A 24787-nucleotide genomic window follows, 5' to 3' on the forward strand; every position below is an offset into this window, starting at 1 on the left:
CCGAGCTAGCTAAAAAATAGTAAAAATACCCTACTTAAAGTAGTTCTTCGTTAAGCATTTCCATTTAGATTTTACTTCACGTTTTTTTCCTGTTTTTGAAGTAAATATTGTTTAACAAATTCTTATATTATTAAAAAATTAACATTCCCAAGATCAGTAAGCTCTGATTTTCCCAAGACATTGAAGTTTCGTGTGTCGGAATATTTCAAAAGCTCAAACAAAAGTAGATATGGTAATACGCACATGGTTTTTAAAACTGTTGTTATGTTATTATTGTTCTTTGCGCCTTTAGCAGCAATTATTTTTTTACCTATAGCCAGCATTCCATTACTATTTGGATTGTACATATTAAGTGGATTTGGTATGGCAGGTATTGGTATGGGCATTATGCACGATGCCATTCATGGTTCTTATTCAAAAAATAAAACCATTAATAAAATAATGGGGTATACCATTAACTTAATTGGTGCTAATGATAAAGTGTGGAGATTACAGCACAATGTTCTGCATCATAGTTTTACTAATATTGAAGACCATGATGATGATATTAACGCACCATTTTTTCTTAGGTTTTCACCTCATGCACCTAAAAACAAACTCCATAGATTTCAGCATCTTTATGCTTGGTTTTTCTATGGGTTATCAACCATTTCATGGATTACATCAAAAGATTTTATTAGCTATAGAAAGTATTATAAAATGGGATTGGTTAAAGACCGAAAAACCTATATTAACGGTGTAATTAAGATTATAGCTTGGAAAGTGGTTTATTATTCTTATGCACTTGTGCTTCCTATCATTTTAACGTCTTTTGCTCCTTGGATTGTAATTTTAGCATTTTTGGCTATGCATTTTGTAACAGGATTAACCATTTCGTTAATTTTTCAAACAGCACATGTATCTCCAGAAGCTTCTTTCCCACTACCAGATGAACATGGTAACATGGAGTCTGAACGTTTAGCACATCAATTAGAAACTACTTGTAATTTTGGAGTTAAAAGCCCGGTGTTGTCTTGGTTTGTTGGGGGGTTAACCCACCAAATAGAACACCATTTATTTCCCTATATTTCGCATATACACTATAGAAAAATTTCCCCAATAGTGAAACAAACAGCCGAAGAGTTTGGGCTACCGTATCATTCTAGTGGTTCTTTTTTAACTGCAGTTATTAAACACTTTAAAATGCTCCGAGATTTGGGGCGCATGGAGTTACAACCTATACAAGGTAACTCTTAATAAATAATAAAAACATATGAATTATAATAAAAATAGAAACCAGAAAAGATTATCTGGTAAAAGACCTGCCTCTACATTAAATCCAGAGTTGCTGGTTAAAAAATCAACGCAAACAATTGTAAAACCTCAAGTTATAACACGAGATTTTGCTGAAATAGAATTGCATCAACAATTAAGTAAGAATATTTCAGATAAGGGATATTTTGCTACAACAGAAATTCAAGACAAATCTATTGATGATTTGTTACAAGGAAAAAACCTAATAGGAATAGCCGCAACGGGTACTGGGAAAACAGGAGCGTTTCTTATACCTATGATTCAACAAATGTTGGAAAGTGATAAAATTACAGGATTAGTAGTAGTACCTACAAGAGAACTTGCTCAACAGGTTTTAGAAGAATTTAAATCATTAACAAAAGATTTAAGGTTTTCATCAGCATGTTTTATAGGTGGTACTAATGTTGAAAAAGACATTGTAAAATCTAAACAGAAGTTGAAGTTAGTTGTGGGAACCCCAGGAAGATTGAACGATTTGATAGATAGAAAAGCCTTGAGAATTAATAACATGTCAACACTTGTTTTAGATGAATTTGACCGCATGTTAGATATGGGATTTATTAAAGACATTCAGAAAATAGTTTCTGGTATGCATAGCCGTAAACAAACTATGTTGTTTAGTGCTACGGTAAACACATCTCAAGAAAAACTTATTAATCAAATTATACATAATCCTATACAAGTGGCTATATCTAGCGGAACTAAGTCTAGTGATAATGTAGAACAAGATATTATTAGAGTAGGGAGGAATGAAAATAAATTTGATGTACTATTTAATCTTGTTAATGAGCCTTCTTTTGAAAAAGTATTGTTATTTGCAGAAACCAAAAGAGCTGTAAACAAGCTAAGTAAACAACTTATTAAGTCGGGTATAAAATCTGATGTGATACACGGTAATAAATCTCAAAATTATAGAACAAAGGCCATTGCCCAATTTAAGTCTGGTAAAACAAAAATATTGGTAGCAACAGATGTAGCTGCCCGCGGAATTGATATAAAAGGCGTAACGCATGTTATAAACTATCAATTACCTCAAAGTATGGACAGTTATATTCACAGAATAGGAAGAACAGGACGTGCAGAAACCACAGGAATGGCTTACACATTTGTAAATTAATAACACACAAACAATAAATAATAATAAATAAAATAAATAATTATGAAAGAAGGAACAGTAAAGTTTTTTAACAATTTAAAAGGGTTTGGTTTCATTACACCAGCCGATTCAAACGAAGATATTTTTGTACATTCATCTGGTTTAATAGATGAAATTAGAGAAAATGATAAAGTTCAATATAACACAGAACAAGGAAGAAAAGGCTTAAATGCCATAAATGTTGAAGTAGTATAAAACGCTTCAATAATCTTAAAAAAAGCGACTATTATAGTCGCTTTTTTTATGCTCAAATATGTAGATTTTTAACAATCTGTAAGGTTAACACCTACTGCTAAGCCACCTTCGCTAGTTTCTTTGTATTTGGTATTCATATCTTTGGCTGTTTCCCACATGGTATTTACTACTTTATCAAGTGGTACTTTGGTGTTTTCGGGTAAGGTATCAAGTGCTAATTCTGCTGCATTTATAACTTCTTGTACTAAGGTGTTTACAACACCTTATATAATTAAAAGAATATTAGAGTATTTTTTATCCTCAAAAAGAACTAAAATGGAAAAACATCATTAATTAATCTAAACTTTTCATAAACCCAATGTTATCTAGAGCTACTGTACCACTTTTATTTTTATCAAAAATAAAGCTTATCTTATTAGTATTTGAGAAATCAAAGTTTGGATTGTTTTTTTTGAAATCTTTTAAAGGAAAATAAAACGTCTGAAATACCATTTCAGATTGTTTAATGCCTTTAATGAATTCAGACTTCTTAATAACCACATTTATTTTTTTTTGTAGCGGAGAAAACTTACTCAGAGGGAAAGTTATTTTATGTCCATGTGTGTCACTTAGTATGATGGTAAAATCTACAGGCTTTTGATTATTGTTTTCCTTGTATTCTGACATTGAAAACACTAATGATGATGTAGAGTCTAAAGGAGTGGGAGGTATATTTATTGTATAATAAGAAATTAATGACTTAGGCAAAGATTTAATTGATTTAGTTTTATCATCATAGTCGTATTTCCATCCAATAAAAAGAGATCTACTGCCTTTTTTTCGCCATTTAAGTTGTATTTCTTGCTCTTTCCATAAAGATAAGTTTTTTGTCTCAATTATTCCTCCCTTTTTTGAAGTTGTTGAAACATTAAAATCTTCGTCAAAATTAGCAATAGCCTTAAAACTTGAATCCTCAAATTGATTTAAGTAAATTGTTTTAGGTAGCCAGTTTTTTCCTTTTCTAGCGTCAATAAATAAGGGTAGATATTCTTTTTTATTGTTTAGCGTGACATCAAGAAATGAGCTTATGTAAATTTTAGTAATTTTTTTCTGATTTTCTTCATTAATAAGTTGTTTTTGGTTAAGCAATCCTGAAAACAGGTTAAAATTATCATTGCTGCCCCAACTAGAATTAAACTGTCCATGATTAGCCCCGTAAATATAAAGTCCAGATTTAAAATGATAAAGGCTATCATTAAAAACAATTCTTTCATATTGTTGAGATCCCATAAAGGAACTTACATCTCCGTCTTGTGAGCCATGCAATACAAGATAATTTATATCTTCAAGTCGCGGATTACTGCCTCCTAGTTTATTTTGTCCATCTACAGGAGCTATTGCAACAATTGACTTAATATTGTAGTTGTAATTAAATTTTATTGAAGCATCATCAGGGTAAAAAGGTAGTTTATTGAATATTGAGGCGTATACAACTGCTTCACCTCCCTTAGAATGGCCTATTAGAGCTAAATTTGTTGTATCAATTTTTTTATAAAATATATGATCTTTCTGTTTGTTCCATTCGTGCCAAGTTTTTAAGTGCTCTAGTAATAACCAACCTCTTGTATGATTTTCTTTGTTTAAGCCTTTGAATAAATTAGACCACGATTTGTTAAGGAAATTTTCATCAACTGAAGCCATTATAATTCCTTTAGAAGCTAATAACTCACCTAAATAGCTATACCCATTATCAGAATAATCCTGCATACTATGGTCGCCATGAACAATTAAAACTAAAGGAAATGTACCTTCTCCTTCTGGAAAATAAACTCTTGCATTTAGAGGTAAAGATTTTGAGTTAAACCCCCAATATTTTTTACGCCACCAGCCTCTAAATCCACTTTGATCTTTAAGTAACCTAGAGCCATTTACTGGATTAGTTATAAAATCAACTTTTGTAGCATATTCTAGTCTATGGAGATCAGTTCCACTACCATAAGTTAAATGTTTTACTTTATAAGGACCCTTTTCTAAAGGGGAAATTATGTCTAATGGCTCAATTTGTGACTCAGATAATAAAGCAGCATTTGTTATTGGTTCAACATTAAATACATTTTTATTATATATAAAAATAATACCACTTAGCCCACCAAATCCTATAGAAGCGACTAACAATGTGAGTATTTTATGTGTAATAGATAAATTTTTAAATCCTTTTTTTAAAACTACTATACTAGCTCCGCATAATGATAATATAATAACAATAAGTACTGTTAATAACCCATCAGATGTCATTATGTATATTAAGGGTGTAGCTACTGAAATAGCTATGATAAATATTTTAGGTATGCGAACTAAAAATATAGTACTCCATTTAAGTAAATATCCAAACACAACAATAAATAAAGCAAAAACGAAGCATAGTATTATTATCCAAAAATCTTTAAGATTGGTGTAAATTAGAAAAGAATATAGAATCCAAAAAAAGAACGTAACAATTAACAAACTTAGAGAAGCTCCTTTTACTACAGTTTTTTCTGGTTTGATGTTTTTTGTAATATTTTTTAACAAAAAAAATATTTGACGGCATTTATCTGTCATACTACTATAATGATATAATGCCTCAAAATAAAGATATAAATAAGATTTAGCAATAATACTTTATAAATGTCTAATATTTTAGTCTAAGTGACTAAATATATTTAAAAATAATGTTTATCGTTTTTTTAATTAGAGAGACTTAAAGTAGAAATTAACAATCTGTAAGGTTAACACCTACTGCTAAACCACCTTCGCTAGTTTCTTTGTATTTGGTATTCATATCTTTGGCTGTTTCCCACATGGTATTTACTACTTTATCAAGTGGTACTTTGGTGTTTTCGGGTAAGGTATCAAGTGCTAATTCTGCTGCATTTATTGCTTTTATAGCCCCCATAGCATTTCGTTCAATACAAGGTACTTGTACTAAGCCAGCAATAGGGTCGCAAGTTAATCCTAAATGGTGTTCCATAGCTATTTCAGCAGCAATTAATACTTGTTCGGGTGTACCGCCTAAAAGTTCACAAAGAGCTGCCGCTGCCATAGCAGAAGACACTCCAATTTCAGCTTGACACCCACCCATAGCAGCACTAATTGTAGCTCCTTTTTTAAAAATGCTACCAATTTCCCCAGCTACTAGCAAGAATTTTTTAATATCATCAAAATTACCGTCGTGATTTTCAATTACTAAATAATACATTAATACAGCAGGAATTACACCGGCGCTTCCATTTGTGGGTGCTGTAACTACACGCCCTAGTGATGCGTTTACCTCATTAACTGCCAAAGCAAAACAGCTTACCCATTTAATAATTTGCCTAAATTTAACTTCGGTATCTCTAATGCTATAAATCCATTCTACAGGATTAGCATAAGGTTTTATGCCTTTTAATTTTTGATGCATATCATAGGCACGCCTCCTAACATTCAACCCACCAGGTAAGGTGCCTTCGGTATGGCAACCTGTATACATACATTCTAGCATAACATTCCAAATGCGTTTTAACTCATGGTCAATTTCAGATTCAGTTCTAATTGATTTTTCGTTCTCTAAAACAACTTCAGAAATAGATTTATTAAGTGTTTTACAAAACTCTAAAAGCTCTGTGCCTTTTTCAATAGGATAGGGGAAAGAGCATTTAATTTCAAAATTCTTTTTGGCATTTTTCCGTTCCTTTTTAACTACAAAACCACCTCCAATAGAATAAAAAGTAGAAGTTATTTTGTCAGATTTTATATGTGCAATGAAAGTTATACCGTTAGCATGAAAGGGTAAAAATGATTTTTTGAATTTGATATCTTTTTCAAAATAGAAATCTATTAAGTTTTCACCATTCAGATTTAATTTATTAGTAGATTTAACGTTTTCAACTTTTTTTTTAATATCATTAACGGGAATAGTTTCGGGGTTGGCACCTAGTAATCCTAAAACAATTGCGTAATCTGTGGCGTGCCCTTTACCTGTTAAAGAGAGTGAGCCATAAAGATTTATGGTAACCTTTTGAACTTCTTTTAAATTATTAGAATCTTTAAGTTCTTTTATAAATTGTTCTGCTGCTCGCCAAGGTCCAAGAGTGTGAGAACTAGAAGGACCAATGCCTATTTTAAGCATATCGAAAACGGAGATACATTCCATAAAATTCTAAATTAGATCTTAACAAATATAGATTAGTTTATCTTAATTAAATAAAATCTTTTTGCTCAATTTATCTTAAAAATAGTGTTGTATGATTTAGTTAGTTACCAATTAAAGAGATAAGTCTTATATAATTTAGTACTGAAATTGACATCTTAGCATTCAAACAAGGTTTCTTATGCACTATAAAATTGGGTAACACCCAAATAAAATATGACACTGTGTCAGCATTTTTGTAATGGCATAATCATTGACATTTAGTAACCGAGTTTAAAAATGAACATTCAACACAATAAAGTATAACATATTATGAGTAAAATTATTGGAATAGATTTAGGAACAACCAACTCTTGCGTTTCTGTAATGGAAGGTAATGATCCTGTAGTAATCCCAAACGCAGAGGGTAAACGTACTACGCCATCGGTAATTGCCTTTGTTGAGGGTGGTGAGATTAAAGTTGGTGATCCTGCAAAAAGACAAGCGGTAACAAACCCAACAAAAACAGTTTATTCTATTAAACGTTTTATGGGGAATAAATATTCTGAGTCTAAAAGTGAAGCAGAACGTGTACCATATAAAGTAGTTAAAGGTGATAACGATACACCAAGAGTTGATATTGATGGTAGATTATATACACCACAAGAACTTTCTGCAATGATTCTTCAAAAAATGAAGAAAACTGCCGAAGATTATTTAGGTGCAGATGTTAGTAGAGCGGTAATTACAGTACCTGCTTACTTTAACGATTCTCAACGTCAAGCAACTAAAGAAGCTGGTGAAATTGCTGGTTTAAAAGTAGAGCGTATTATTAATGAGCCTACTGCTGCAGCTTTAGCATACGGTTTAGATAAAAAAGGTCAAGACCAAAAAATAGTAGTTTTTGACTTTGGTGGTGGTACACATGATGTTTCTATATTAGAATTAGGTGATGGTGTATTTGAGGTATTATCTACCGATGGTGACACACACTTAGGAGGTGATGATGTAGATGAAAAAATTATTAACTGGTTAGCAGATGAGTTTAAAGCTGAAGAGTCTATGGACTTAAGAGAAGACCCGATGTCTTTACAGCGTTTAAAAGAAGCTGCCGAAAAAGCTAAAATTGAGTTATCATCATCTTCTCAAACAGAAATTAATTTACCATATATTACAGCTACTGCAAGTGGCCCAAAACACTTAGTACGTACCTTAACACGTTCTAAATTTGAGCAATTAATAGACGATTTAGTAAAACGTACTATAGAGCCATGTGAATCTGCGTTAAAATCTGCCGGATTGAGTAAAAGTGATATAGATGAAATTATATTAGTAGGAGGTTCTACACGTATTCCTGCAGTACAAGAAGCTGTAGAGAAATTCTTTGGAAAAGCACCAAGTAAAGGTGTAAACCCAGATGAAGTTGTTTCTTTAGGAGCAGGTATTCAAGGAGGTGTTTTAACTGGCGATGTTAAAGATGTGTTACTTTTAGATGTAACACCATTATCACTTGGTATTGAAACTATGGGTAATGTATTTACTAAGTTAATTGAAGCCAATACAACTATTCCTACTAAAAAATCACAAATATTCTCTACAGCCGCTGATAATCAGCCTTCTGTAGAAATTCATGTGCTACAAGGAGAAAGACCAATGGCGGCGGATAATAAAACAATAGGCCGCTTCCATTTAGATGGTATTCCACCAGCAAGACGTGGTACACCTCAAATTGAAGTGACGTTTGATATTGATGCCAATGGTATTATTAAAGTATCTGCTGAAGATAAAGCAACTGGTAAAAAACAAGATATTAGAATTGAAGCATCTTCTGGATTAACAGAAGAAGAAATTCAAAAAATGAAAGCAGATGCCGAAGCAAATGCTGAAGCAGATAAAAAAGCGGCTGAAACTGCTAAGAAATTAAACGAAGCAGATTCTATGATTTTCCAAACGGAAAAGCAATTAGAAGAATTTGGAGACAAATTATCTGATGATAAGAAAAAACCAATTCAAGCAGCTTTAGAGGAATTGAAAAAAGCTTACGAAACTAAAGACATTGCGGTAATAGATCCTGCTTTAGAGAAAATAAACGAAGCTTGGAAAGTAGCATCTGAAGAAATGTACAAAGCACAAGCTGAAGCGCAACAAGCAGGTGGAGCACAACCAGGACCAGATGCAAATGCAGGAGGTGATGCTAATGAAGGAAGCGACGTTGAAGACGTAGACTTTGAAGAAGTAAAATAATAGACAAGAAATTGTTAAATTAAAAAGTGCAACTTAATTTTAAGTTGCACTTTTTTTTGTAGTATAACTTTATAATAGAATAGATTATTGTAGAGTTATGTTTTTTTATTTTAAACTTGCAAAATTCCCAAATTAAATTTCTTTTCAATAGGAGCGTGGTTAGCTGCTTCAATCCCCATGCTAATCCACTTTCTTGTGTCTAAAGGGTCAATAATGGCATCTGTCCAAATTCTTGCGGCAGCATAATAAGGCGATACTTGATTGTCATACCTGTCTTTAATTTTTTTATAAAGCGCATCTTCCTTTGCTTTACTAAACTTTTCACCTTGTTTTTCTAACGAAGCTTTCTCAATTTGAAGCAACACTTTAGCAGCAGAATTACCACTCATTACAGCAAGTTCTGCACTTGGCCATGATACAATTAATCTGGGGTCATAGGCTTTTCCGCACATAGCATAATTGCCTGCGCCATAACTATTACCTATAATTACAGTAAATTTTGGTACTACAGAATTACTAACAGCATTAACCATTTTAGCACCGTCTTTTATAATGCCACCGTGCTCACTTTTACTGCCAACCATAAACCCGGTAACGTCCTGAAGGAAAAGTAGCGGGATTTTCTTTTGATTGCAATTGGCAATAAATCGGGTTGCTTTATCGGCACTGTCATTATAAATAACACCTCCAAATTGCATTTCTCCTTTTTTGGTTTTTACTAATTTACGTTGGTTAGCAACAATACCAATAGCCCACCCATCTATTCTTGCATAAGCAGTAATAATGGTTTTCCCATAGTCTGCTTTGTATTCATCAAACTCAGAGTTGTCAACCAATCGTTTTATAATTTCATACATATCGTATTGATCGGTTCTACTTTTAGGTAAAATGCCGTAAATATCTTCTGGATTTTCTGAGGGTTTTAAAGGCTTAATACGGTTAAATCCTGCCTTATCGTAATCACCAATTTTATCAACTATATTTTTTATGGTATCTAAAGCATCTTTATCATCTTTGGCTTTATAATCTGTAACACCACTAATTTCACAATGTGTAGTGGCGCCACCAAGGGTTTCGTTATCAATGGTTTCGCCAATAGCCGCTTTAACAAGGTAGCTGCCTGCTAAAAATATACTACCTGTTTTGTCTACAATTAAAGCTTCGTCGCTCATAATAGGTAAGTAAGCACCACCAGCAACGCAACTGCCCATTACAGCTGCAATTTGGGTAATACCCATACTACTCATAATGGCATTGTTTCTAAAAATACGCCCAAAATGTTCTTTATCTGGAAATATCTCATCTTGCATAGGCAGGTAAACACCAGCAGAATCAACTAGATAAATGATGGGGAGTTTATTTTCAATAGCAATCTCTTGTGCTCTTAAATTCTTTTTGCCAGTTATAGGAAACCAAGCTCCTGCTTTTACAGTGGCATCATTAGCAACCACAACACATTGCTTCTCTTTTATATAGCCTATTTTAACCACTACGCCACCTGATGGGCATCCACCATGTTCTGTGTACATATCTTCTCCTGCTAAAGCAGCAACCTCAATAGATTTACATTTATCATCTAAAAGATAATCTATACGTTCTCTGGCAGTCATTTTGCCTTTAGAATGATGCTTTTCTATTCTGGTTTTGCCACCACCAAGTTTTACCTTGGCTAATCTTTTGTTTAATTCAGTTAGTAAGAGTTTATTGTAATCTTCGTTTTTATTGAAGTTGATATCCATTTAATTTATGTTTGATGCTAAAGTACAAAAGAAGTTATTTCTTTAAAAACAGAAGTATATTTCTTAATAAAATCGCAAATTATATATCATGGAAATATATTCCTTGGAATATATTATTTTAAATTGTACATTTGTAATGTAAAATAAAATATTAAATATGAAACATATAATATCCTTTGCAGGTAGCAATAGTAAAACATCTATTAATAAACAATTAGCTATTTATGCAGCTAATTTAGTAGATGATGTAGAAGTAGCTGTTTTAGATTTAAACGATTATAAACTGCCAATTTACGGTATAGATTTAGAAAACCAGAAAGGTATTCCTGAAGATGCTCATAAGTTTTTAGAACAAATTCAAAGTTCTGATGGTATTGTTTTATCGTTAGCAGAACATAATGGTGCATATACCACTGTTTTTAAAAATTTGTTTGATTGGATGTCTAGAATAGAAGGAAAACTTTGGGCAGGAAAACCAATGTTATTAATGGCAACATCTCCAGGAGGTAGAGGTGGTGCATCGGTTTTAGAAATCGCAAAAAACAGATTTCCTTTTAATGGTGGTAATATTGTTGCAGAGTTTAGTTTGCCTTTTTTTGGTGAAAACTTTTCTGAAGGTAAGATTATTAATAAAGACTTAAATTCAGAATTAATTAAGCAGGTGAGAATATTTCAAAAAGCTTTATAAAATATAAGTAATTGATTAATGGGAGATATTTCAAAAGATATTAATTCAAAATTTGTAAATAATAAAGTTAAGGCTTTAATAAACATTATTTACACCGCTAACTGGATTAATAGCCATCAAAACGAGTTTTTTAAACCTTTTGGTATCTCGCCACAGCAGTTTAATATCCTACGTATTTTAAGAGGTGCGGGTAAACCGTTAAAAGTTCAAACTATTAAAGAACGTATGATTGAACGAGCCCCTAACGCAACACGTTTAATGGATAAATTATGTGCTAAAAATTTAATAAATAGGCTTCCGTGTCCAGAAGACAGACGTGTTGTACATATTGAAATAACTAATGAAGGGTTACAATTGTTAAAAGACATTGATAAAGATTTTAAAGAAGATTTATTAGAAAACCTAACCGAAGAAGAAGCTACTCAATTAAGTAATCTTTTAGATAAAATAAGATAAATTATAAAAGGGGGAATTCCAGAAAGGATTAAAAATGAAAACTGTAATACATAAAGCAAACACAAGAGGGGTTGTAAATCATGGTTGGTTACAAGCAAACTATTCATTTAGTTTTGCAGGTTGGTTTAATAAAGAACGTATCCATTTTGGAGCTCTACGAGTTTTAAATGATGATGTTATTGCTCCTAAAATGGGTTTTGGTATGCATCCGCATGAAAATATGGAAATCATTACAATTCCTCTAAAAGGAATTTTAAAACATCGAGATAATATGGATGATGAATGGGTTTCTGTAGTTCCAGGAGAAGTGCAAGTTATGAGTGCTGGTACAGGAGTGCAACACTCTGAAATTAATGGTTCTGTTGATGAAAACTTAAATTTATTTCAAATTTGGATTATCCCAGAAAAACAAGGTGTATCACCAAGATATGACCAAAAAGAATTTAAGGCTGAAGATAGAAAAGGTAAACTACAAACCTTGGTAACCTCTTTTAATAATGAGGACGAAAAGAGTTTAAAAATTAAACAAGATGCTAAAATATCTCGTATAGATTTAAAAGCAGGAGAGACGTTCACATACTATTTAATAAGTGAAAATCATGGAGTTTATATCATGAATATTTCAGGCAAAATAACAATAAATAATAATTTTTTAGAAACTAGAGACGCCATTGCAATTTCAGAAACTCAAGATGTCATTATTAAAACTCAAGAAGAAACAGAGGTATTATTTATTGAAGTTCCAATGGTTTCGCTATAACTTAAAAGCAACTAATATAGAAAGCATTCAAACTTTGAATGCTTTTTTTGTTTAAAAAGTACGATATTTGTTTTTAGAATTAAATTAAAAGATTTTATATAAATATGTCAATGAATAAAAACACTGTGTTAGCATGGGCTACGTGGATTATGATTTTTGTAGGTGTAGGTTTAATAGCTTTAGGAGCTTTTAGATATGATGAAATAGCTGGATGGGGCTTTGCTTCAGTAGGATTTGGTTTTTTTGCAATTGCTTGGGTGTTTAATGCTTTAAAAGGTAGAGTATAGGATCACCTAAAAACATCTAATTTTCTAATCTGATAAATTTTTAAATAGTGAGTGACGATAAAAAAGTAATCTTTTCAATGTCGGGTGTTACCAAAACATTTCAAAGTGCTAATACCCCCGTTTTAAAAAACATATATTTAAGTTTCTTTTATGGTGCCAAAATTGGTATTCTAGGTTTAAATGGCTCTGGTAAATCTACCTTATTAAAAATTATAGCTGGTGTAGATAAAAACTATCAAGGAGACGTTGTTTTTTCACCGGGCTATTCAGTAGGGTATTTAGAACAAGAACCTCTATTAGATGATGAAAAAACAGTTATGGAGGTGGTGCGAGAAGGTGCTGCAGAAACTGTAGCAATCCTTGATGAATATAATAAAATAAACGATCAGTTTGGTTTAGAAGAGGTATATAGCAACCCAGATAAAATGGAGAAGCTAATGAATCGTCAGGCAGAATTACAAGATCAAATTGATGCAGCCAATGCTTGGGAATTAGATACCAAACTAGAAATAGCCATGGATGCTTTAAGAACGCCTGATGGTGATAAGAAAATAGGGGTTCTATCGGGAGGAGAACGCCGTAGAGTAGCCTTATGTAGATTATTACTTCAAGAACCTGATGTATTACTTTTAGATGAGCCTACCAACCATTTAGATGCCGAGTCTGTACATTGGTTAGAGCATTATTTAGCGCAATATAAAGGAACTGTAATAGCTGTAACTCATGATAGATATTTTTTAGATAACGTAGCAGGTTGGATTTTAGAGCTAGATAGAGGAGAGGGGATTCCTTGGAAAGGAAATTACTCTTCTTGGTTAGACCAAAAGTCTAAGCGAATGGCTCAAGAAGGAAAAGCAGCATCTAAACGTCAAAAAACCTTAGAACGAGAATTAGAATGGGTTCGTCAAGGCTCTAAAGGGCGTCAAACTAAGCAAAAAGCTCGTTTAAAAAATTATGACAGGTTATTGAGTCAAGATCAAAAACAACTAGATGAAAAACTTGAAATCTATATTCCAAATGGGCCACGTCTAGGTACTAATGTTATTGAAGCTGTTGGTGTTAGTAAAGGTTATGATGATAAATTACTTTATGAAGATTTAAACTTTAATTTGCCACAAGCAGGAATTGTAGGTGTTATAGGACCAAATGGTGCAGGTAAAACCACTATTTTCAGGATGATAATGGGAGAAGAAACACCTGATAAGGGAGAGTTTAAAGTTGGTGATACAGCTAAAATAGCCTATGTAGACCAAAGTCATTCAAATATAGACCCAGAGAAAACTATCTGGCAAAACTTTAGTGATGAACAAGAGTTGGTTATGATGGGAGGTAAGCAAGTTAACTCTCGGGCTTATTTAAGTAGATTTAATTTCTCTGGTAGTGAGCAAAATAAAAAAGTAAAATTACTTTCAGGTGGTGAGCGAAACCGATTGCATTTGGCCATGACTTTAAAAGAAGAAGGTAATGTGTTACTTTTAGATGAGCCAACAAACGATCTTGATGTTAATACGCTACGAGCCTTAGAGGAAGGTCTTGAAAATTTTGCAGGTTGTGCGGTAGTTATTAGTCACGACCGTTGGTTTTTAGATAGAATTTGTACACATATCCTTGCTTTTGAAGGTGATTCTCAAGTGTATTTCTTTGAAGGTAGTTTCTCAGATTACGAAGAGAATAAGAAAAAACGACTTGGGGGCGATATTATGCCAAAACGAATAAAATATAAAAAACTTATTAGATAACATTAAAATAAGCCTGCTATTAAGCAGGCTTATTTTTTATAATATTTATTATTGGTACATATGCCCACTAGTAAAGTCTTTATATTCTTCACTTTCTTTACGTGCAATCTCTTTACTTATTTTATCAAGCCGTTCATTTTCCTTTTTTAACTTATATGATTTTCTAATACCTAAAATTAAAAGTAATGCAAAAAATATAACAACTATAATCAAAACGGTTAATATAGTATACTCTGAAACAAGAAGAAAGTTTGGAGTGAGGTTAAGTGACATGAGTTTGGTAGAATTTTGTTAATAGCAATCCAAATATAATGATTAAATTAAGTACTAAACAACTAAAAATGAAAAGAATATAAACATTATTTGTTAACAATAGCATTATGTTTATTGCTTAATTTCTTACAAATAAAAGGGTTTAGACTACTTTAGTTTAATTAAAATCTTACAATTTATTAAGTGCATTTCATCGAAAACATGATATTTTGTAACAATTTAATAATAATTTGTACCAATTATTAGAGCCATTACAGTTTTAAAAGTCATCTTTTTTAACGAAATTGCTTAACTATAAAATTGTTCAACTTAATACAGAAAACTTACTATGTCTGATGATTTTGACTTATTAGAAACTAATTCTAACGAAAAAACCGAGAAAGTAGATGTTAATTGGGGGAAAGCCATAGACACTATGAAATCTAAATTAGCACAAGAAGATGATCCTGAAGTCCGCCAAAAAATATTAAACGCTACTTTAGATGATGTAGTAAATATGGCCGAAAAGGACAGGACTACACTTTTAGATGCCATAAAAGATTTAACAGATTATCAAGATGAAGTAGGTATTCTTTTTGAAAAATTCTCATCACTAAACGCCACAGAGCAAAAGGTAATAGATGATGCTCAAAAAGCCTTAGAGCGAGCTAAAGTTGAACTTGAAGATGCTGAAAATAAGCTAGATACGTGGTGGAATAACCTTTGGGGGCGTAAAAGCAAAATTAAAAAAGCTCAAGACGCTCTTAAAGTAGCTGAAAAAACAAGAGCCGAAGCAGATAATAAAGCCAAAGCCATGTTTCAAGCACGTATTGAAAGTGCCGATGTACAAACACTACTATCAGAATTATCTTATAAAAGTCAAGCCGCAGTAACACGTCTTAAAAATCGTGAAGTAGAAATAAAAGAGGTTGAAGACAAACTTCAAGATGCTATTGTTGAAGCTACTAAAAACCATACCAAAGCCTTAGAAAAAAAGAAACAGGTAGAAGCAAAACTTGAAGAACAGTATGCACTGTTAAAACAAGCAAGACAAGGACTTGAAGATATTGCAGACAAACAATCTGCAGAATATGCTCAGGCTATAGGAAAAGTAACAGAGTTAGAACAAAAAGTTGAAGAATTAGAAGGTCTTAAAAACGCTTACACCACATTGGCTGCCAGTAAAGACAGTTTTGTGCACAAGCATAATTTAACAATAAAAGTGCTTACTTCTTTACGAAGCAATTTACAAACACACCGCGCTAAATTAAAAAGTGATACAGAAGAGCGCCTTAAATATTACGATGGTTACGTAGTGGCTTTAAAAGCACGTACAGACCAAGAATTTGCAGCTATTTTAGAACATTTGGGTGTTAAAACAGATGAACATATAGGTGAAACCCTTGCAGCAATGCATACAGCTAGTGCCAAAGCTCGTCAAGATATGATGGATAACATACCTGTACATGAAAAAATAATGCAAGGTGTTTACAGTAGTTATGCCGAAGCCTTACAAGAAATTCGTGAGAAAGACGTAGATATACAAAAGAATTTTGCAGAACGCTACGGTATTGATATGAAAGAAATTTTTGAAGAATACTATAAAGCAGATACTAGCAAACCAAAAGGAGACGATACTCCAAAAGACAAACCAAAACCAGAAGCAACAGAAGACGATTTATTGTCTTAAAATACACAGGGCGTTACCCCGCTTTAGGGCGGGGTCAGGCTTTCCGTTGCAAGTCCTCGCTACGCTGTGGGCTTTCCACTACAATCCTTAACGCACTTACTTGCTAACAAAAGCAAAAACCAAAAGGTATTTTCTGCTTACTTGCACACTCAAATAAAAATGTCAATTAATCACATTACAACACCATTAGATTCTGCTACTTTAAACTCTAAAGAACATTATATTTTTTACCATAAAATGGTAGATTTTGTATTTAAAGAACTTATTGTGGCTGTACAACGTAATAAACTTGTTAATAATCAGGAACTCAATATGTTTAAACAATATTGCGATTTGCTATTGTATTCCATTGAAGCTATGCGAGTTAAATACATGTATGATGAAGAAGATAATATGAAGGTAGATTTAACAGAGTCTGGTTTTCCTAATTATTTAGAATTTAGGTATCTGTTTAACGATTTAGAATTACGCGATGATTACATAGAAAAACTAACCCCAATAAGCGTTCTACAAGAAGAGTTTCTAGATACTTTATTGCGAAGAAAAGAACCTATTAAGCGTAGTAAATTATTTAAAGCAGCATCTATTGTATACTATTCATCAGTTAATAAAGAGTATATCTTTAACCGCTTTGTACAAGGCAAAATTATTAATGCACCCAAAGGATCAATTGCAGATTTAGTAACAAGCTGGAGTTTTTATGATGTAGCCAATAACCGTCCGTTTGTATGTTTTATGTATTTCAATTATGATGGTAATAAAATAAACGATTATAAAGATGAAATATATGAGGTTTTAAAACATACAGCCGATAGGAAAATGAATTTAGATACTATGGCTTATGGTATTGATAGAAAACTAGAAAAAGTGCAGCCAAAACTTATAAAACGTATTGATTTAGGGCCATTACACAATATGTTTGCAAAAGATGAAAACGAGCTAACTCATACTATTTTAGAAGGTATAATTAAAAAAAATATTCCTGTAGAGTCTTATGCTTTATCATTAAAAATAGACGTAGTAAAATCTAAAAGTCAATTTAAAGAAGGTAGCTTTTTTAACAAACAAATATTGCAACGTTGGGATGACGTTTTTATGCAAAACTATGTATTTGCACCACATAGAATCATTCAGCTGTTATACAATAAAACACCAAAAATAATGAATGACCTTGCTAAACCACCTATAGAAATGGCAGGTTTAAAGATAGAACAATTGGTTAATAAATAGTTAGCAGTTGGCAGTATACAGTAGGCAGTCCTAGATATAAATTAATTAAAAGTTTGAAAATAAAATATTAAAATGAGTTTAGAATTATCACTAGAAGAGTATAAGAATCTTGTTATTAATGTTGCAATTAAGATAAGCCCTGTGTTAATAGAAAAAAAAACCAGATAGTTTAAGTGCAGCAGAGCATATTGCTCTTTATTCAACACAAATTGCTGAAGCTGTTGAAGGAATAATAAAAAAAGAGAATAGTAGATGAGTTTTAGAACACTTTTAGCTTTTCAAAAAGGATTTGATTTAGCAATGGAAATATTTCATTTAACTAAAGAGTTTCCAAAATCTGAAACATTTTCTTTAACATCACAAATAATACGTTCTAGCAGGTCTGTTTATTCAAATATAGCAGAAAGTTACAGGAAAAGACAATATATAAAGCATTTTAAAAGTAAATTATCTGATGCTGATAGTGAAAATACTGAAACCCAACTTTAGCTTGATTTTGCCGAAGCCTGCAATTATATTTCAAATGCAAAGAAACGAGATTTATTAAGTAAAAGTGAAGAAATTGGTAAACTTATTAATTACATGATGAATAATCCTGATAAATTTAAATAGATTAGGTAAAACCACATGCTTTAGGTGTTTTAACTGAATACTGAAGGCTGCAAACTGAATACTAAAAATGGAACACAACTCAACATTTCCTATAAAACAAGCAGAATTAGATATGCTTCGTGATGAAGCAACATCATATTTAAAAAGTATACAATGGGAGCAAAGCTCTAGAGCTAAAAATAGAGAAAATAATGGTAAAGAGGAATCTATTTTACTGTACCTGTCTCGTGCCAATAATGGCAGTAGATCTACTGAAATCACCTCTGTTTCTAAAACTATTTTAGCCCTAAAGAAACGTTTATTACCAGATTCTGTAGCTATTCCAATTTTTTTAAATCAAACTCTTTTTGCTGTTCAAGAAGGTATAACATTAGGCATTTGGATTAAAGACAGCTACTCTGATGCCTCTGGTTTGTCTAGTTTAAATGAAAATAAATCTGCTTTAGATACAAAAGGAAAAAGAGAATTTGAAAGCAAAATGCACACCGGTACGGCTTTTATGTTGTTTTCTATGGCCTATAAAATTTTGCACGATTTAAAACCACATGCGTCTGATGATTTAAGTGTTATGAAACAAAAATTTGCAGGCATTCCAGAAGTATCATTATTATCACCCAATAAAGGTATTTCCTGTTGTTTGTATTATTATAATAAATATTTAGGGCATCCAGAAATTATTAAATCAGACAAAGATGTTATCAACTTTACAGTAGTTTATTTTGAGGCGTTAATAGATGAAATTCAACTTAGAAAAAATAGTTTAGAATACACAGAAACTATTGAAGATAGAACTTATAAATTAGAAAACTCAGAGTTTGCAATTTCAGGGTGGAGTAATATATTTCAAGGCGTCGCCAAAAGTATAGAATTTAATAAAATTAGGTTTGAACAAATTGTGGGAAACCGAGATGCAAAACATTTTGCCCGCCGTTTAACAGAACGCTTATTGAGTTATGATTTTGAAGCTAAAAAAAATCCGTTTCAAGAATTAGGTGGTTTCATGCCAGTATTTATGGGCTATGGTATTCCAGGAACAGGAAAAAGTATGCTTATTGCAGCCATAGCAACGCGTCTTAAAGAATATTGCGATGAACTAGATATTCCGTTTCTCTTTCATCCTATGCCAGATACTTTAATTAGTACATTTCAAGGTGGTTCTGCCGAAAAAATGGTAGCTTGGATGAAACCCTTACAAGACCCTTCAAAATTAATTTTTGCACCTATTGATGATGCCGAAAATAATTTACAAGAGCGTACCGCTCAAGGTGTTTCGGCTGGTGTAAAAGAGGTTATAGGAGTCTTTTTAAGATATACCGAAGGCGCTTACGCAGTAAATTACGGAAACAGTTCTATTGGCTTATTTACAAACCTTCCAGAAATGTTAGATAAAGCAGTGATTTCTCGTGTACAGGGGCGTTTTAAAATAGATGGCGCTAGAACAGAGCATGATTTTTTAGATCAAGATTATCTTTGGTGGCGTAAACTAGATGAAACTCTACCAGATTTTGTAAACATGCAAAATCCCCAAAAATACAAATACCTTCAAGATCAAGGATTGGCTAAAAATATGGGAGAAATATTGAGTTCTATTGAAAAACCTTCAGAAGAACGTGTTCATGAAATTTATGATGATGTAGAAAAAAAATTCAACGCAAACCAGCATTTGTTTTATGCTAACTTGTATAAATCTATGCAAAAGGAATTCCCTTTTTTTTCATCAAGAGATGTTAGAAATATTCAAAGTGCGATATCATTACGTTTAACCGATTTTGATTTAGAAAAAGATTGGTTTGAAAATCCAGAAATATACTTTAAACAAGATTATGAAACCAAATTCAATATGCTACAAGAATTAATGAGAGCTAATATGAAAGGCCTCGATTTTTCAGAAATCCGTCGTCAAGAAGTAGTGCGCTACCTAGACAATGTAGCTACTATAGCTGATACCGATTTTAAACGAAAAGTTGATGCTAGAGTAAACCAGTTAAATATTGAAAAAGAAGCAAGAAAAACATTTGAAGATGACTAAAAAGCGTATTAAAAACATAAAAACAACCCTTCTTTCAGATAACTATTATATTTTAAATAAAGTCAATTTTGATTATTTAATGAAAGATGGTCGTTGGGTAAACACCATGAGAGAGGTGTATGATAGAGGAGATGGTGCTGGTATTCTTCTGTACAACAAAAAAAAGAAAACAATTATTTTAACTAAACAGTTTAGAATGCCCACTTTTTTAAATGATAATGACGATGGCTTTTTAGTTGAAATTGCAGCAGGAATGCTAGATAAAGATAATCCTGAAGCCTGTATTATTAGAGAAACCGAAGAAGAAACAGGATACTGTTTAAAAAGTGTTAAAAAGGTATATGAAGCATACTCATCACCAGGTGTAATGACCGAAAAGATGCATTTTTTTATTGGTGAATATACCGATGAAATGAAAGTTAATGAAGGTGGTGGATTAGGCAGTGAACACGAAGATATTGAAGTAATAGAACTGCCTTTTAACAAAGCAGTTAGTATGTTACATAACGGAGAAATAGTTGATACCAGAACCATTGTACTCCTACAATATGCTATAATTCATAAGTTGATAGAGTAAAATAATGCAAAAATTAATAAAAGCTAATCTATACAAAAGCGAATTAATCCCTGTAAGCGGGAAGTTAGTAGAACGCTACAACAAATGTTTAGAGAAACTTGGTTTTACCCCAACTAAACTAAAAACTTTTTTAATTGATGGTATAGGTTGGAGCCCAGAAATAGCAGAGGAAAAACAAAATTTAAATTACCTTAATAACGGAGAAGCTAATCCTCATGGTGTTATTATTACACCACTACAAAAAGGAAAACCAGTGTATTTACCTTTTCATTCTTTTGATAGGGAAATGATGAAATACATCTTTAAAATTTATGATGAAAAAATAAAAGATATTACCAGAGATTCTGCCATTTGTATAGATTTTGATCAAAAAATTGATGTGTTTTATGAACCCTTAGATGTGCTTAAATATAATACCATACATATAAATTTTCATTTAATGAATAATTTATATCATCAGCAAAATGAGCAACTCCAATTAATAGAAAAATTCAAAAAAAATTATAATTTTATTAATGAAGATATTCAAGCAGAATTATTAAACTCGGCTAAGAAATATGGAGATTTAAGAGAAAGAGATTTAAATCTTCCAGCTATAGATTTTAAGGTAAGTTCATTTTATACTAGGGCTTTTGGAGGTGTTTATGTATTGCGCGATTTTATATCGCCAATAGTAGTTTTTGAAGACAAAAAATGGCACAAAGAGGCTATTAAAGATACAAGACATGAGGTGCTTATTTATCACATTCACCAAAAAGAATTAATAGCAAAGTTAAGAGATCATGTCATTATAGAGTATAACCTAGAAACAGCTGTACAAACAAAGCGTTATGAGCGTATAAAAAAATATGAATTGGCATTACATTTAAAGAGCCCCCAACACCCCATAAAAGATATTTTAAGTAACCCCATTTTGTTTAAAAGTTATTTAAATAAATTAGATATAGATACAAGAAAAAAAGTAATGAGTGTAGAGCGCTATTTGGAGAAATTAGAAACAAGTAATGAGTTTAAAATAGCCGATATTGTAGATTCTATGTTGTTTTATGCGCTGCATAAACCACATTCATCTTTAGAAACAAAACATCAAGATTTAATCTGGAAATTACTGGTAAATATTTCTCCAAAAGATATATTATATTGGTATTGGTATAATAAAGAAGATTTTTATAAGAATTATAAAAATTGGGATGAATCTTTAAAAGATTGGGTGGTTGAAACAATTAGTAACAATATTTAAATAAAGCAGACTAATAGTTTTAAACGTAAGCAGATCACTTTTAATTAAAAAAAAATATGGGATTAGAATTAGTAATTTTTATAGCGGCCATTTTGCTAGGAATTTTTATTTATTGGAGAGAATCTCAAAGCAATTCTTTATATCGTTTTTTTAATAAAATATTCAACAGTAAAGAGTTACAAATGAAACCTAGTAATAAAAAAGGATTTGTTTATAAACAAGCCTTTTTACCAAGGTTAGTTTATGTTGTTGGGTTGTTTTTGATAGTTGGTTTAGCCATTCAGTTTATATCACCCTTTGAAATTTTTACCAGCTATAATGGAATTTCGGCATTTTCATCTATTTCTGCCGGAACATTAATAGGTACTTATGTTGCAAATTTTGTACTAAAATCTGGTAAAGTAATTGAAGAAAAAAGCGATTCTCTAGAAGATATAGTTAAAGAAACCATTGAAAAAGGAAAAGATATTATTGAGGATATTAAAGCAAACGATGATGAAACTTTAAAGGAAGAAGTAAAAGAAGAATCTTCAACAAAACCTAAAAAAAGTGCAAGAGAGCGTTTAAAAGATAAAGGTTATTTAAAATGAAATTAATATCAAATAAGTTTCGTTACATTTTAATTGTAGCTTTTGCAATACTGTTAATATTTGAATTAATAACTTTAAACTACAATCAGTTTTGGCATTGGCAGAATTTTTTAAAACCAATAATTCCAATTTTAATGATTATAGCTATGATAGCAAGTATAAAACACGTTAACAAACACGGAGAGAATTAATAATTATGTTAAAAAACTACTGGAATAAAGGCAGAAAGCAAAAACGAAACACTATTGTTTTAGGTTTAATTTTAATCATTATTTTATTTGTTTTAAGAGACGATTACCAACCAGCATTATTGTTTATAAGAAAATTTATTTTCATCATTCTTTTAAGTGGTTTGGTGTTGTTTTTCGGACTTAGAAAATTTAGAAAAACCTCTAGTACAGGTAGCAGATTAGTTGTTTTGGGGGCTTTAATAATTTTCTTCGGCATTCTATATGTTGTTGGTTGGCATTTTAAAATGTACGATTATATGAAAACTTATAATGTTTTTAACAACCTAAATCGTATTGAAATAAATGAATTACCATTAACACAAAATGAACGTATTCAACCATTACGAAACATTTTTTCTATGGCAAATGAAAGTGTTGGCGAAACCAAAGACGTGTCCTTACCACATTTGGTTAGAATTGATGACGAGAATAAATGGACCATGGCCATTCAACCAACAGAAAAATACGTTTGGCAAGGTATGACTGATAATACCGAAGAAGTTTTTGCCGTGTCTAGCACCACACCATTCCCACGTTTTTCAAGTGAAAATCGCATTCCAGTAACGTTTTCTATAGGTGAATCTTTAAAGTTTAGCAGAAACACTTATAATGCTGTAGTTCAACGGTTTAATATTTTTCAGTTATTTACTTTAGAGCCTAGTGATACGTATTACATGAAAAATGATGATGGACAATGGGTAGAAGTGGTAAGCCTAATTAAATGGAAAGGTTTTTTCTTTCCGTATCCAACATTTGGGGGTGTAATGATAATTGAAAATGGCGAACATGATTTAGGTGATTATTTAGAGCGTATTTTAATAGGTAAAGGCACTTACATTAGTCCGGATAAAATGAAGAATCACACCTTTTTAACACGTCAAAATACACTTGCCGAAAAGGTATCACGATTACAAGCAGAGTCTTTAAAATTTTTAGGAGGATTTAGTGACCCACTACCTTGGAATATGGAAACAGCAGTAAAAATTCCAAATTTACCAGATGACCAAAATCAGCAACCATTTGTAACAGATTTTGATTTTTCTGATACAGATGTTGATGCTTACAGCGGGCTATATCATTGGTTTGGTTTAGAACCCGTAGGAGATGAGCGCACCAGTTTAACCTTTAGTGTATTTATTCCCGCAGATGGAAGCGATAAATTTTATTACTATGACCACGCATCTAAAAAACAGGGATACGCCGGTGTTTCGGCAATGCCTTTAAAAGTAATAGAGTCTAGAAAAGAGGTTGATTGGTCTGTTAATAAACCAGTAGAATTTAGACCATATATAAAAAATATTGCAGGTAGAAAACGTATGTTTTTCTTAGGAACCATTTCTGCTATTAGAGAAAATGAAGCTGAAAAATTTGATGGTTCTGCAACACCAGATTTAGCTTTGGTTGATAGTGAATATAGAGATGTAGTTTGGATAGATGTAAAGCACCCTAGCCAATGGGATAAAACTGTGTATGATCAATTAAGTGAAGCTTGGAGAGCTAGCGAAGGTATTGGTTATTATTATGTTGAAGAAGCTAAAGACATCGATATTGTAGAACAAACAGCAGATTCTACTGTAATAAAAACCGAAAAAGAAATTCAAATTGAAAATCTTCAAAAGCAGATAGATTCTTTAAAAAACATTAATTAAGG

The 24787-nt window shown here is 31.8% G+C and carries 22 protein-coding genes and 1 pseudogene; 18 read left to right on the forward strand and 5 right to left on the reverse strand.

The genetic code is table 11. The annotated features are described in order from the left end of the window. Positions 1-264 precede the first annotated feature (264 nt). The 3 genes from J1D01_RS13520 to J1D01_RS13530 are packed head-to-tail and all read left to right on the forward strand — an operon-like array spanning position 265 to position 2644. Positions 265-1236: a fatty acid desaturase family protein gene (locus J1D01_RS13520; RefSeq protein WP_421151188.1), complete on the forward strand. Its 972-nt coding sequence runs from the start codon at positions 265-267 to the stop codon at positions 1234-1236. Between the two features lie 16 nt (positions 1237-1252). Next, on the forward strand, positions 1253-2410 hold the full coding sequence (locus tag J1D01_RS13525) for a DEAD/DEAH box helicase (protein ID WP_421151189.1): 1158 nt from the start codon (positions 1253-1255) through the stop codon (positions 2408-2410). Between the two features lie 42 nt (positions 2411-2452). After that, the gene (locus J1D01_RS13530) at positions 2453-2644 is read left to right on the forward strand and encodes a cold-shock protein (protein ID WP_372937464.1); all 192 of its coding nucleotides are present in this window, start codon (positions 2453-2455) and stop codon (positions 2642-2644) included. Between the two features lie 68 nt (positions 2645-2712). Here the strand turns inward: J1D01_RS13530 and J1D01_RS13535 are convergent. The 3 genes and pseudogenes from J1D01_RS13535 to J1D01_RS13545 all read right to left on the reverse strand — a co-directional run. Further along, a pseudogene (locus J1D01_RS13535) lies at positions 2713-2883 on the reverse strand (L-serine ammonia-lyase, iron-sulfur-dependent, subunit alpha); the annotation flags it as partial. Positions 2884-2977: 94 nt separating this feature from the next. Further along, on the reverse strand, positions 2978-4918 hold the full coding sequence (locus J1D01_RS13540) for a chlorophyllase/cutinase-like alpha/beta fold protein (protein ID WP_421151190.1): 1941 nt from the start codon (positions 4916-4918) through the stop codon (positions 2978-2980). 457 nt (positions 4919-5375) lie between these two features. Then, positions 5376-6797: an L-serine ammonia-lyase gene (locus J1D01_RS13545; RefSeq protein WP_421151191.1), complete on the reverse strand. Its 1422-nt coding sequence runs from the start codon at positions 6795-6797 to the stop codon at positions 5376-5378. A gap of 309 nt (positions 6798-7106) precedes the next feature. Between J1D01_RS13545 and dnaK the strand changes: the two genes are divergently transcribed. Continuing rightward, positions 7107-9017, forward strand: coding sequence for a molecular chaperone DnaK (gene dnaK / locus J1D01_RS13550; protein ID WP_372937466.1), 1911 nt, complete (start codon positions 7107-7109; stop codon positions 9015-9017). A 110-nt stretch (positions 9018-9127) separates the two neighbouring features. On the opposite strand, the gene J1D01_RS13555 is transcribed toward dnaK, so the two are convergent. Next, on the reverse strand, positions 9128-10756 hold the full coding sequence (locus J1D01_RS13555) for an acyl-CoA carboxylase subunit beta (RefSeq protein ID WP_421151192.1): 1629 nt from the start codon (positions 10754-10756) through the stop codon (positions 9128-9130). Positions 10757-10913: 157 nt separating this feature from the next. Between J1D01_RS13555 and J1D01_RS13560 the strand changes: the two genes are divergently transcribed. The 5 genes from J1D01_RS13560 to ettA all read left to right on the forward strand — a co-directional run bounded on the left by J1D01_RS13560 (position 10914) and on the right by ettA (position 14686). Next, positions 10914-11444 carry an NADPH-dependent FMN reductase gene (locus tag J1D01_RS13560; RefSeq protein WP_421151193.1) on the forward strand — a complete coding sequence of 177 codons (531 nt, stop codon included), beginning with the start codon at positions 10914-10916 and terminating at the stop codon, positions 11442-11444. Between the two features lie 18 nt (positions 11445-11462). Continuing rightward, positions 11463-11900 carry a MarR family winged helix-turn-helix transcriptional regulator gene (locus J1D01_RS13565; RefSeq protein ID WP_372937469.1) on the forward strand — a complete coding sequence of 146 codons (438 nt, stop codon included), beginning with the start codon at positions 11463-11465 and terminating at the stop codon, positions 11898-11900. Positions 11901-11934: 34 nt separating this feature from the next. Then, complete coding sequence (locus J1D01_RS13570) at positions 11935-12660, forward strand: pirin family protein (RefSeq protein WP_421151194.1); 726 nt, start codon at positions 11935-11937, stop codon at positions 12658-12660. Between the two features lie 104 nt (positions 12661-12764). Then, a complete protein-coding gene (locus J1D01_RS13575; RefSeq protein WP_076701540.1) occupies positions 12765-12947 on the forward strand; it encodes a CAL67264 family membrane protein in 183 nt (60 codons plus the stop codon). Between the two features lie 47 nt (positions 12948-12994). After that, the gene (gene ettA, locus J1D01_RS13580; RefSeq protein WP_421151195.1) at positions 12995-14686 is read left to right on the forward strand and encodes an energy-dependent translational throttle protein EttA; all 1692 of its coding nucleotides are present in this window, start codon (positions 12995-12997) and stop codon (positions 14684-14686) included. Positions 14687-14734: 48 nt separating this feature from the next. On the opposite strand, the gene J1D01_RS13585 is transcribed toward ettA, so the two are convergent. Further along, positions 14735-14959, reverse strand: a complete 225-nt coding sequence (locus J1D01_RS13585) for a hypothetical protein (protein WP_421151196.1) — start codon at positions 14957-14959, stop codon at positions 14735-14737. A gap of 328 nt (positions 14960-15287) precedes the next feature. Here J1D01_RS13585 and J1D01_RS13590 point away from each other — a divergent pair, with 328 nt between their 5' ends. The 9 genes from J1D01_RS13590 (at position 15288) to J1D01_RS13630 (ending at position 24785) form a co-directional block, all read left to right on the forward strand. Beyond that, positions 15288-16628, forward strand: a complete 1341-nt coding sequence (locus tag J1D01_RS13590; protein ID WP_421151197.1) for a coiled-coil domain-containing protein — start codon at positions 15288-15290, stop codon at positions 16626-16628. A gap of 159 nt (positions 16629-16787) precedes the next feature. Beyond that, the gene (locus J1D01_RS13595; protein ID WP_421151198.1) at positions 16788-17858 is read left to right on the forward strand and encodes a hypothetical protein; all 1071 of its coding nucleotides are present in this window, start codon (positions 16788-16790) and stop codon (positions 17856-17858) included. 252 nt (positions 17859-18110) lie between these two features. Next, positions 18111-18347 (forward strand): four helix bundle protein, encoded by a 237-nt coding sequence (locus J1D01_RS13600; protein WP_372938004.1) that lies wholly within the window; start codon positions 18111-18113, stop codon positions 18345-18347. A 190-nt stretch (positions 18348-18537) separates the two neighbouring features. Further along, entirely contained in the window at positions 18538-20499 is a 1962-nt protein-coding gene (locus tag J1D01_RS13605; RefSeq protein WP_421151199.1) for an AAA family ATPase, read from the forward strand. Continuing rightward, entirely contained in the window at positions 20492-21076 is a 585-nt protein-coding gene (locus tag J1D01_RS13610; protein ID WP_421151200.1) for an NUDIX domain-containing protein, read from the forward strand. Before J1D01_RS13605 ends, J1D01_RS13610 begins: the two co-directional genes overlap by 8 nt. Positions 21077-21080: 4 nt before the next feature. After that, positions 21081-22316, forward strand: a complete 1236-nt coding sequence (locus tag J1D01_RS13615) for a DUF6638 family protein (RefSeq protein ID WP_421151201.1) — start codon at positions 21081-21083, stop codon at positions 22314-22316. Positions 22317-22372: 56 nt separating this feature from the next. Beyond that, complete coding sequence (locus tag J1D01_RS13620; RefSeq protein WP_372937084.1) at positions 22373-22906, forward strand: hypothetical protein; 534 nt, start codon at positions 22373-22375, stop codon at positions 22904-22906. Continuing rightward, entirely contained in the window at positions 22903-23097 is a 195-nt protein-coding gene (locus J1D01_RS13625; RefSeq protein WP_372937085.1) for a hypothetical protein, read from the forward strand. Before J1D01_RS13620 ends, J1D01_RS13625 begins: the two co-directional genes overlap by 4 nt. Before the next feature lie 5 nt (positions 23098-23102). After that, a complete protein-coding gene (locus tag J1D01_RS13630; RefSeq protein ID WP_421151202.1) occupies positions 23103-24785 on the forward strand; it encodes a hypothetical protein in 1683 nt (560 codons plus the stop codon). Positions 24786-24787 lie beyond the last annotated feature (2 nt).

This window comes from Seonamhaeicola sp. NFXS20, assembly GCF_049132085.1.
Lineage (GTDB): Bacteria > Bacteroidota > Bacteroidia > Flavobacteriales > Flavobacteriaceae > Seonamhaeicola.

Excerpts from the sequence above, each read along its gene's own strand:
- J1D01_RS13630 (WP_421151202.1), top strand. The coding sequence starts at position 23,103 with ATGTTAAAAAACTACTGGAATAAAGGCAGAAAGCAAAAACGAAACACT.
- J1D01_RS13595 (WP_421151198.1), top strand. The coding sequence starts at position 16,788 with ATGTCAATTAATCACATTACAACACCATTAGATTCTGCTACTTTAAAC.
- J1D01_RS13625 (WP_372937085.1), top strand. The coding sequence starts at position 22,903 with ATGAAATTAATATCAAATAAGTTTCGTTACATTTTAATTGTAGCTTTT.
- J1D01_RS13560 (WP_421151193.1), top strand. The coding sequence starts at position 10,914 with ATGAAACATATAATATCCTTTGCAGGTAGCAATAGTAAAACATCTATT.
- J1D01_RS13530 (WP_372937464.1), top strand. The coding sequence starts at position 2,453 with ATGAAAGAAGGAACAGTAAAGTTTTTTAACAATTTAAAAGGGTTTGGT.
- J1D01_RS13565 (WP_372937469.1), top strand. The coding sequence starts at position 11,463 with ATGGGAGATATTTCAAAAGATATTAATTCAAAATTTGTAAATAATAAA.
- J1D01_RS13585 (WP_421151196.1), bottom strand. The coding sequence starts at position 14,959 with ATGTCACTTAACCTCACTCCAAACTTTCTTCTTGTTTCAGAGTATACT.
- J1D01_RS13545 (WP_421151191.1), bottom strand. The coding sequence starts at position 6,797 with ATGGAATGTATCTCCGTTTTCGATATGCTTAAAATAGGCATTGGTCCT.
- J1D01_RS13620 (WP_372937084.1), top strand. The coding sequence starts at position 22,373 with ATGGGATTAGAATTAGTAATTTTTATAGCGGCCATTTTGCTAGGAATT.
- J1D01_RS13590 (WP_421151197.1), top strand. The coding sequence starts at position 15,288 with ATGTCTGATGATTTTGACTTATTAGAAACTAATTCTAACGAAAAAACC.
- J1D01_RS13525 (WP_421151189.1), top strand. The coding sequence starts at position 1,253 with ATGAATTATAATAAAAATAGAAACCAGAAAAGATTATCTGGTAAAAGA.
- J1D01_RS13575 (WP_076701540.1), top strand. The coding sequence starts at position 12,765 with ATGTCAATGAATAAAAACACTGTGTTAGCATGGGCTACGTGGATTATG.
- J1D01_RS13555 (WP_421151192.1), bottom strand. The coding sequence starts at position 10,756 with ATGGATATCAACTTCAATAAAAACGAAGATTACAATAAACTCTTACTA.
- J1D01_RS13600 (WP_372938004.1), top strand. The coding sequence starts at position 18,111 with ATGAGTTTTAGAACACTTTTAGCTTTTCAAAAAGGATTTGATTTAGCA.
- dnaK (WP_372937466.1), top strand. The coding sequence starts at position 7,107 with ATGAGTAAAATTATTGGAATAGATTTAGGAACAACCAACTCTTGCGTT.
- J1D01_RS13615 (WP_421151201.1), top strand. The coding sequence starts at position 21,081 with ATGCAAAAATTAATAAAAGCTAATCTATACAAAAGCGAATTAATCCCT.
- J1D01_RS13540 (WP_421151190.1), bottom strand. The coding sequence starts at position 4,918 with ATGACATCTGATGGGTTATTAACAGTACTTATTGTTATTATATTATCA.
- J1D01_RS13570 (WP_421151194.1), top strand. The coding sequence starts at position 11,935 with ATGAAAACTGTAATACATAAAGCAAACACAAGAGGGGTTGTAAATCAT.
- J1D01_RS13520 (WP_421151188.1), top strand. The coding sequence starts at position 265 with ATGTTATTATTGTTCTTTGCGCCTTTAGCAGCAATTATTTTTTTACCT.
- J1D01_RS13610 (WP_421151200.1), top strand. The coding sequence starts at position 20,492 with ATGACTAAAAAGCGTATTAAAAACATAAAAACAACCCTTCTTTCAGAT.
- J1D01_RS13605 (WP_421151199.1), top strand. The coding sequence starts at position 18,538 with ATGGAACACAACTCAACATTTCCTATAAAACAAGCAGAATTAGATATG.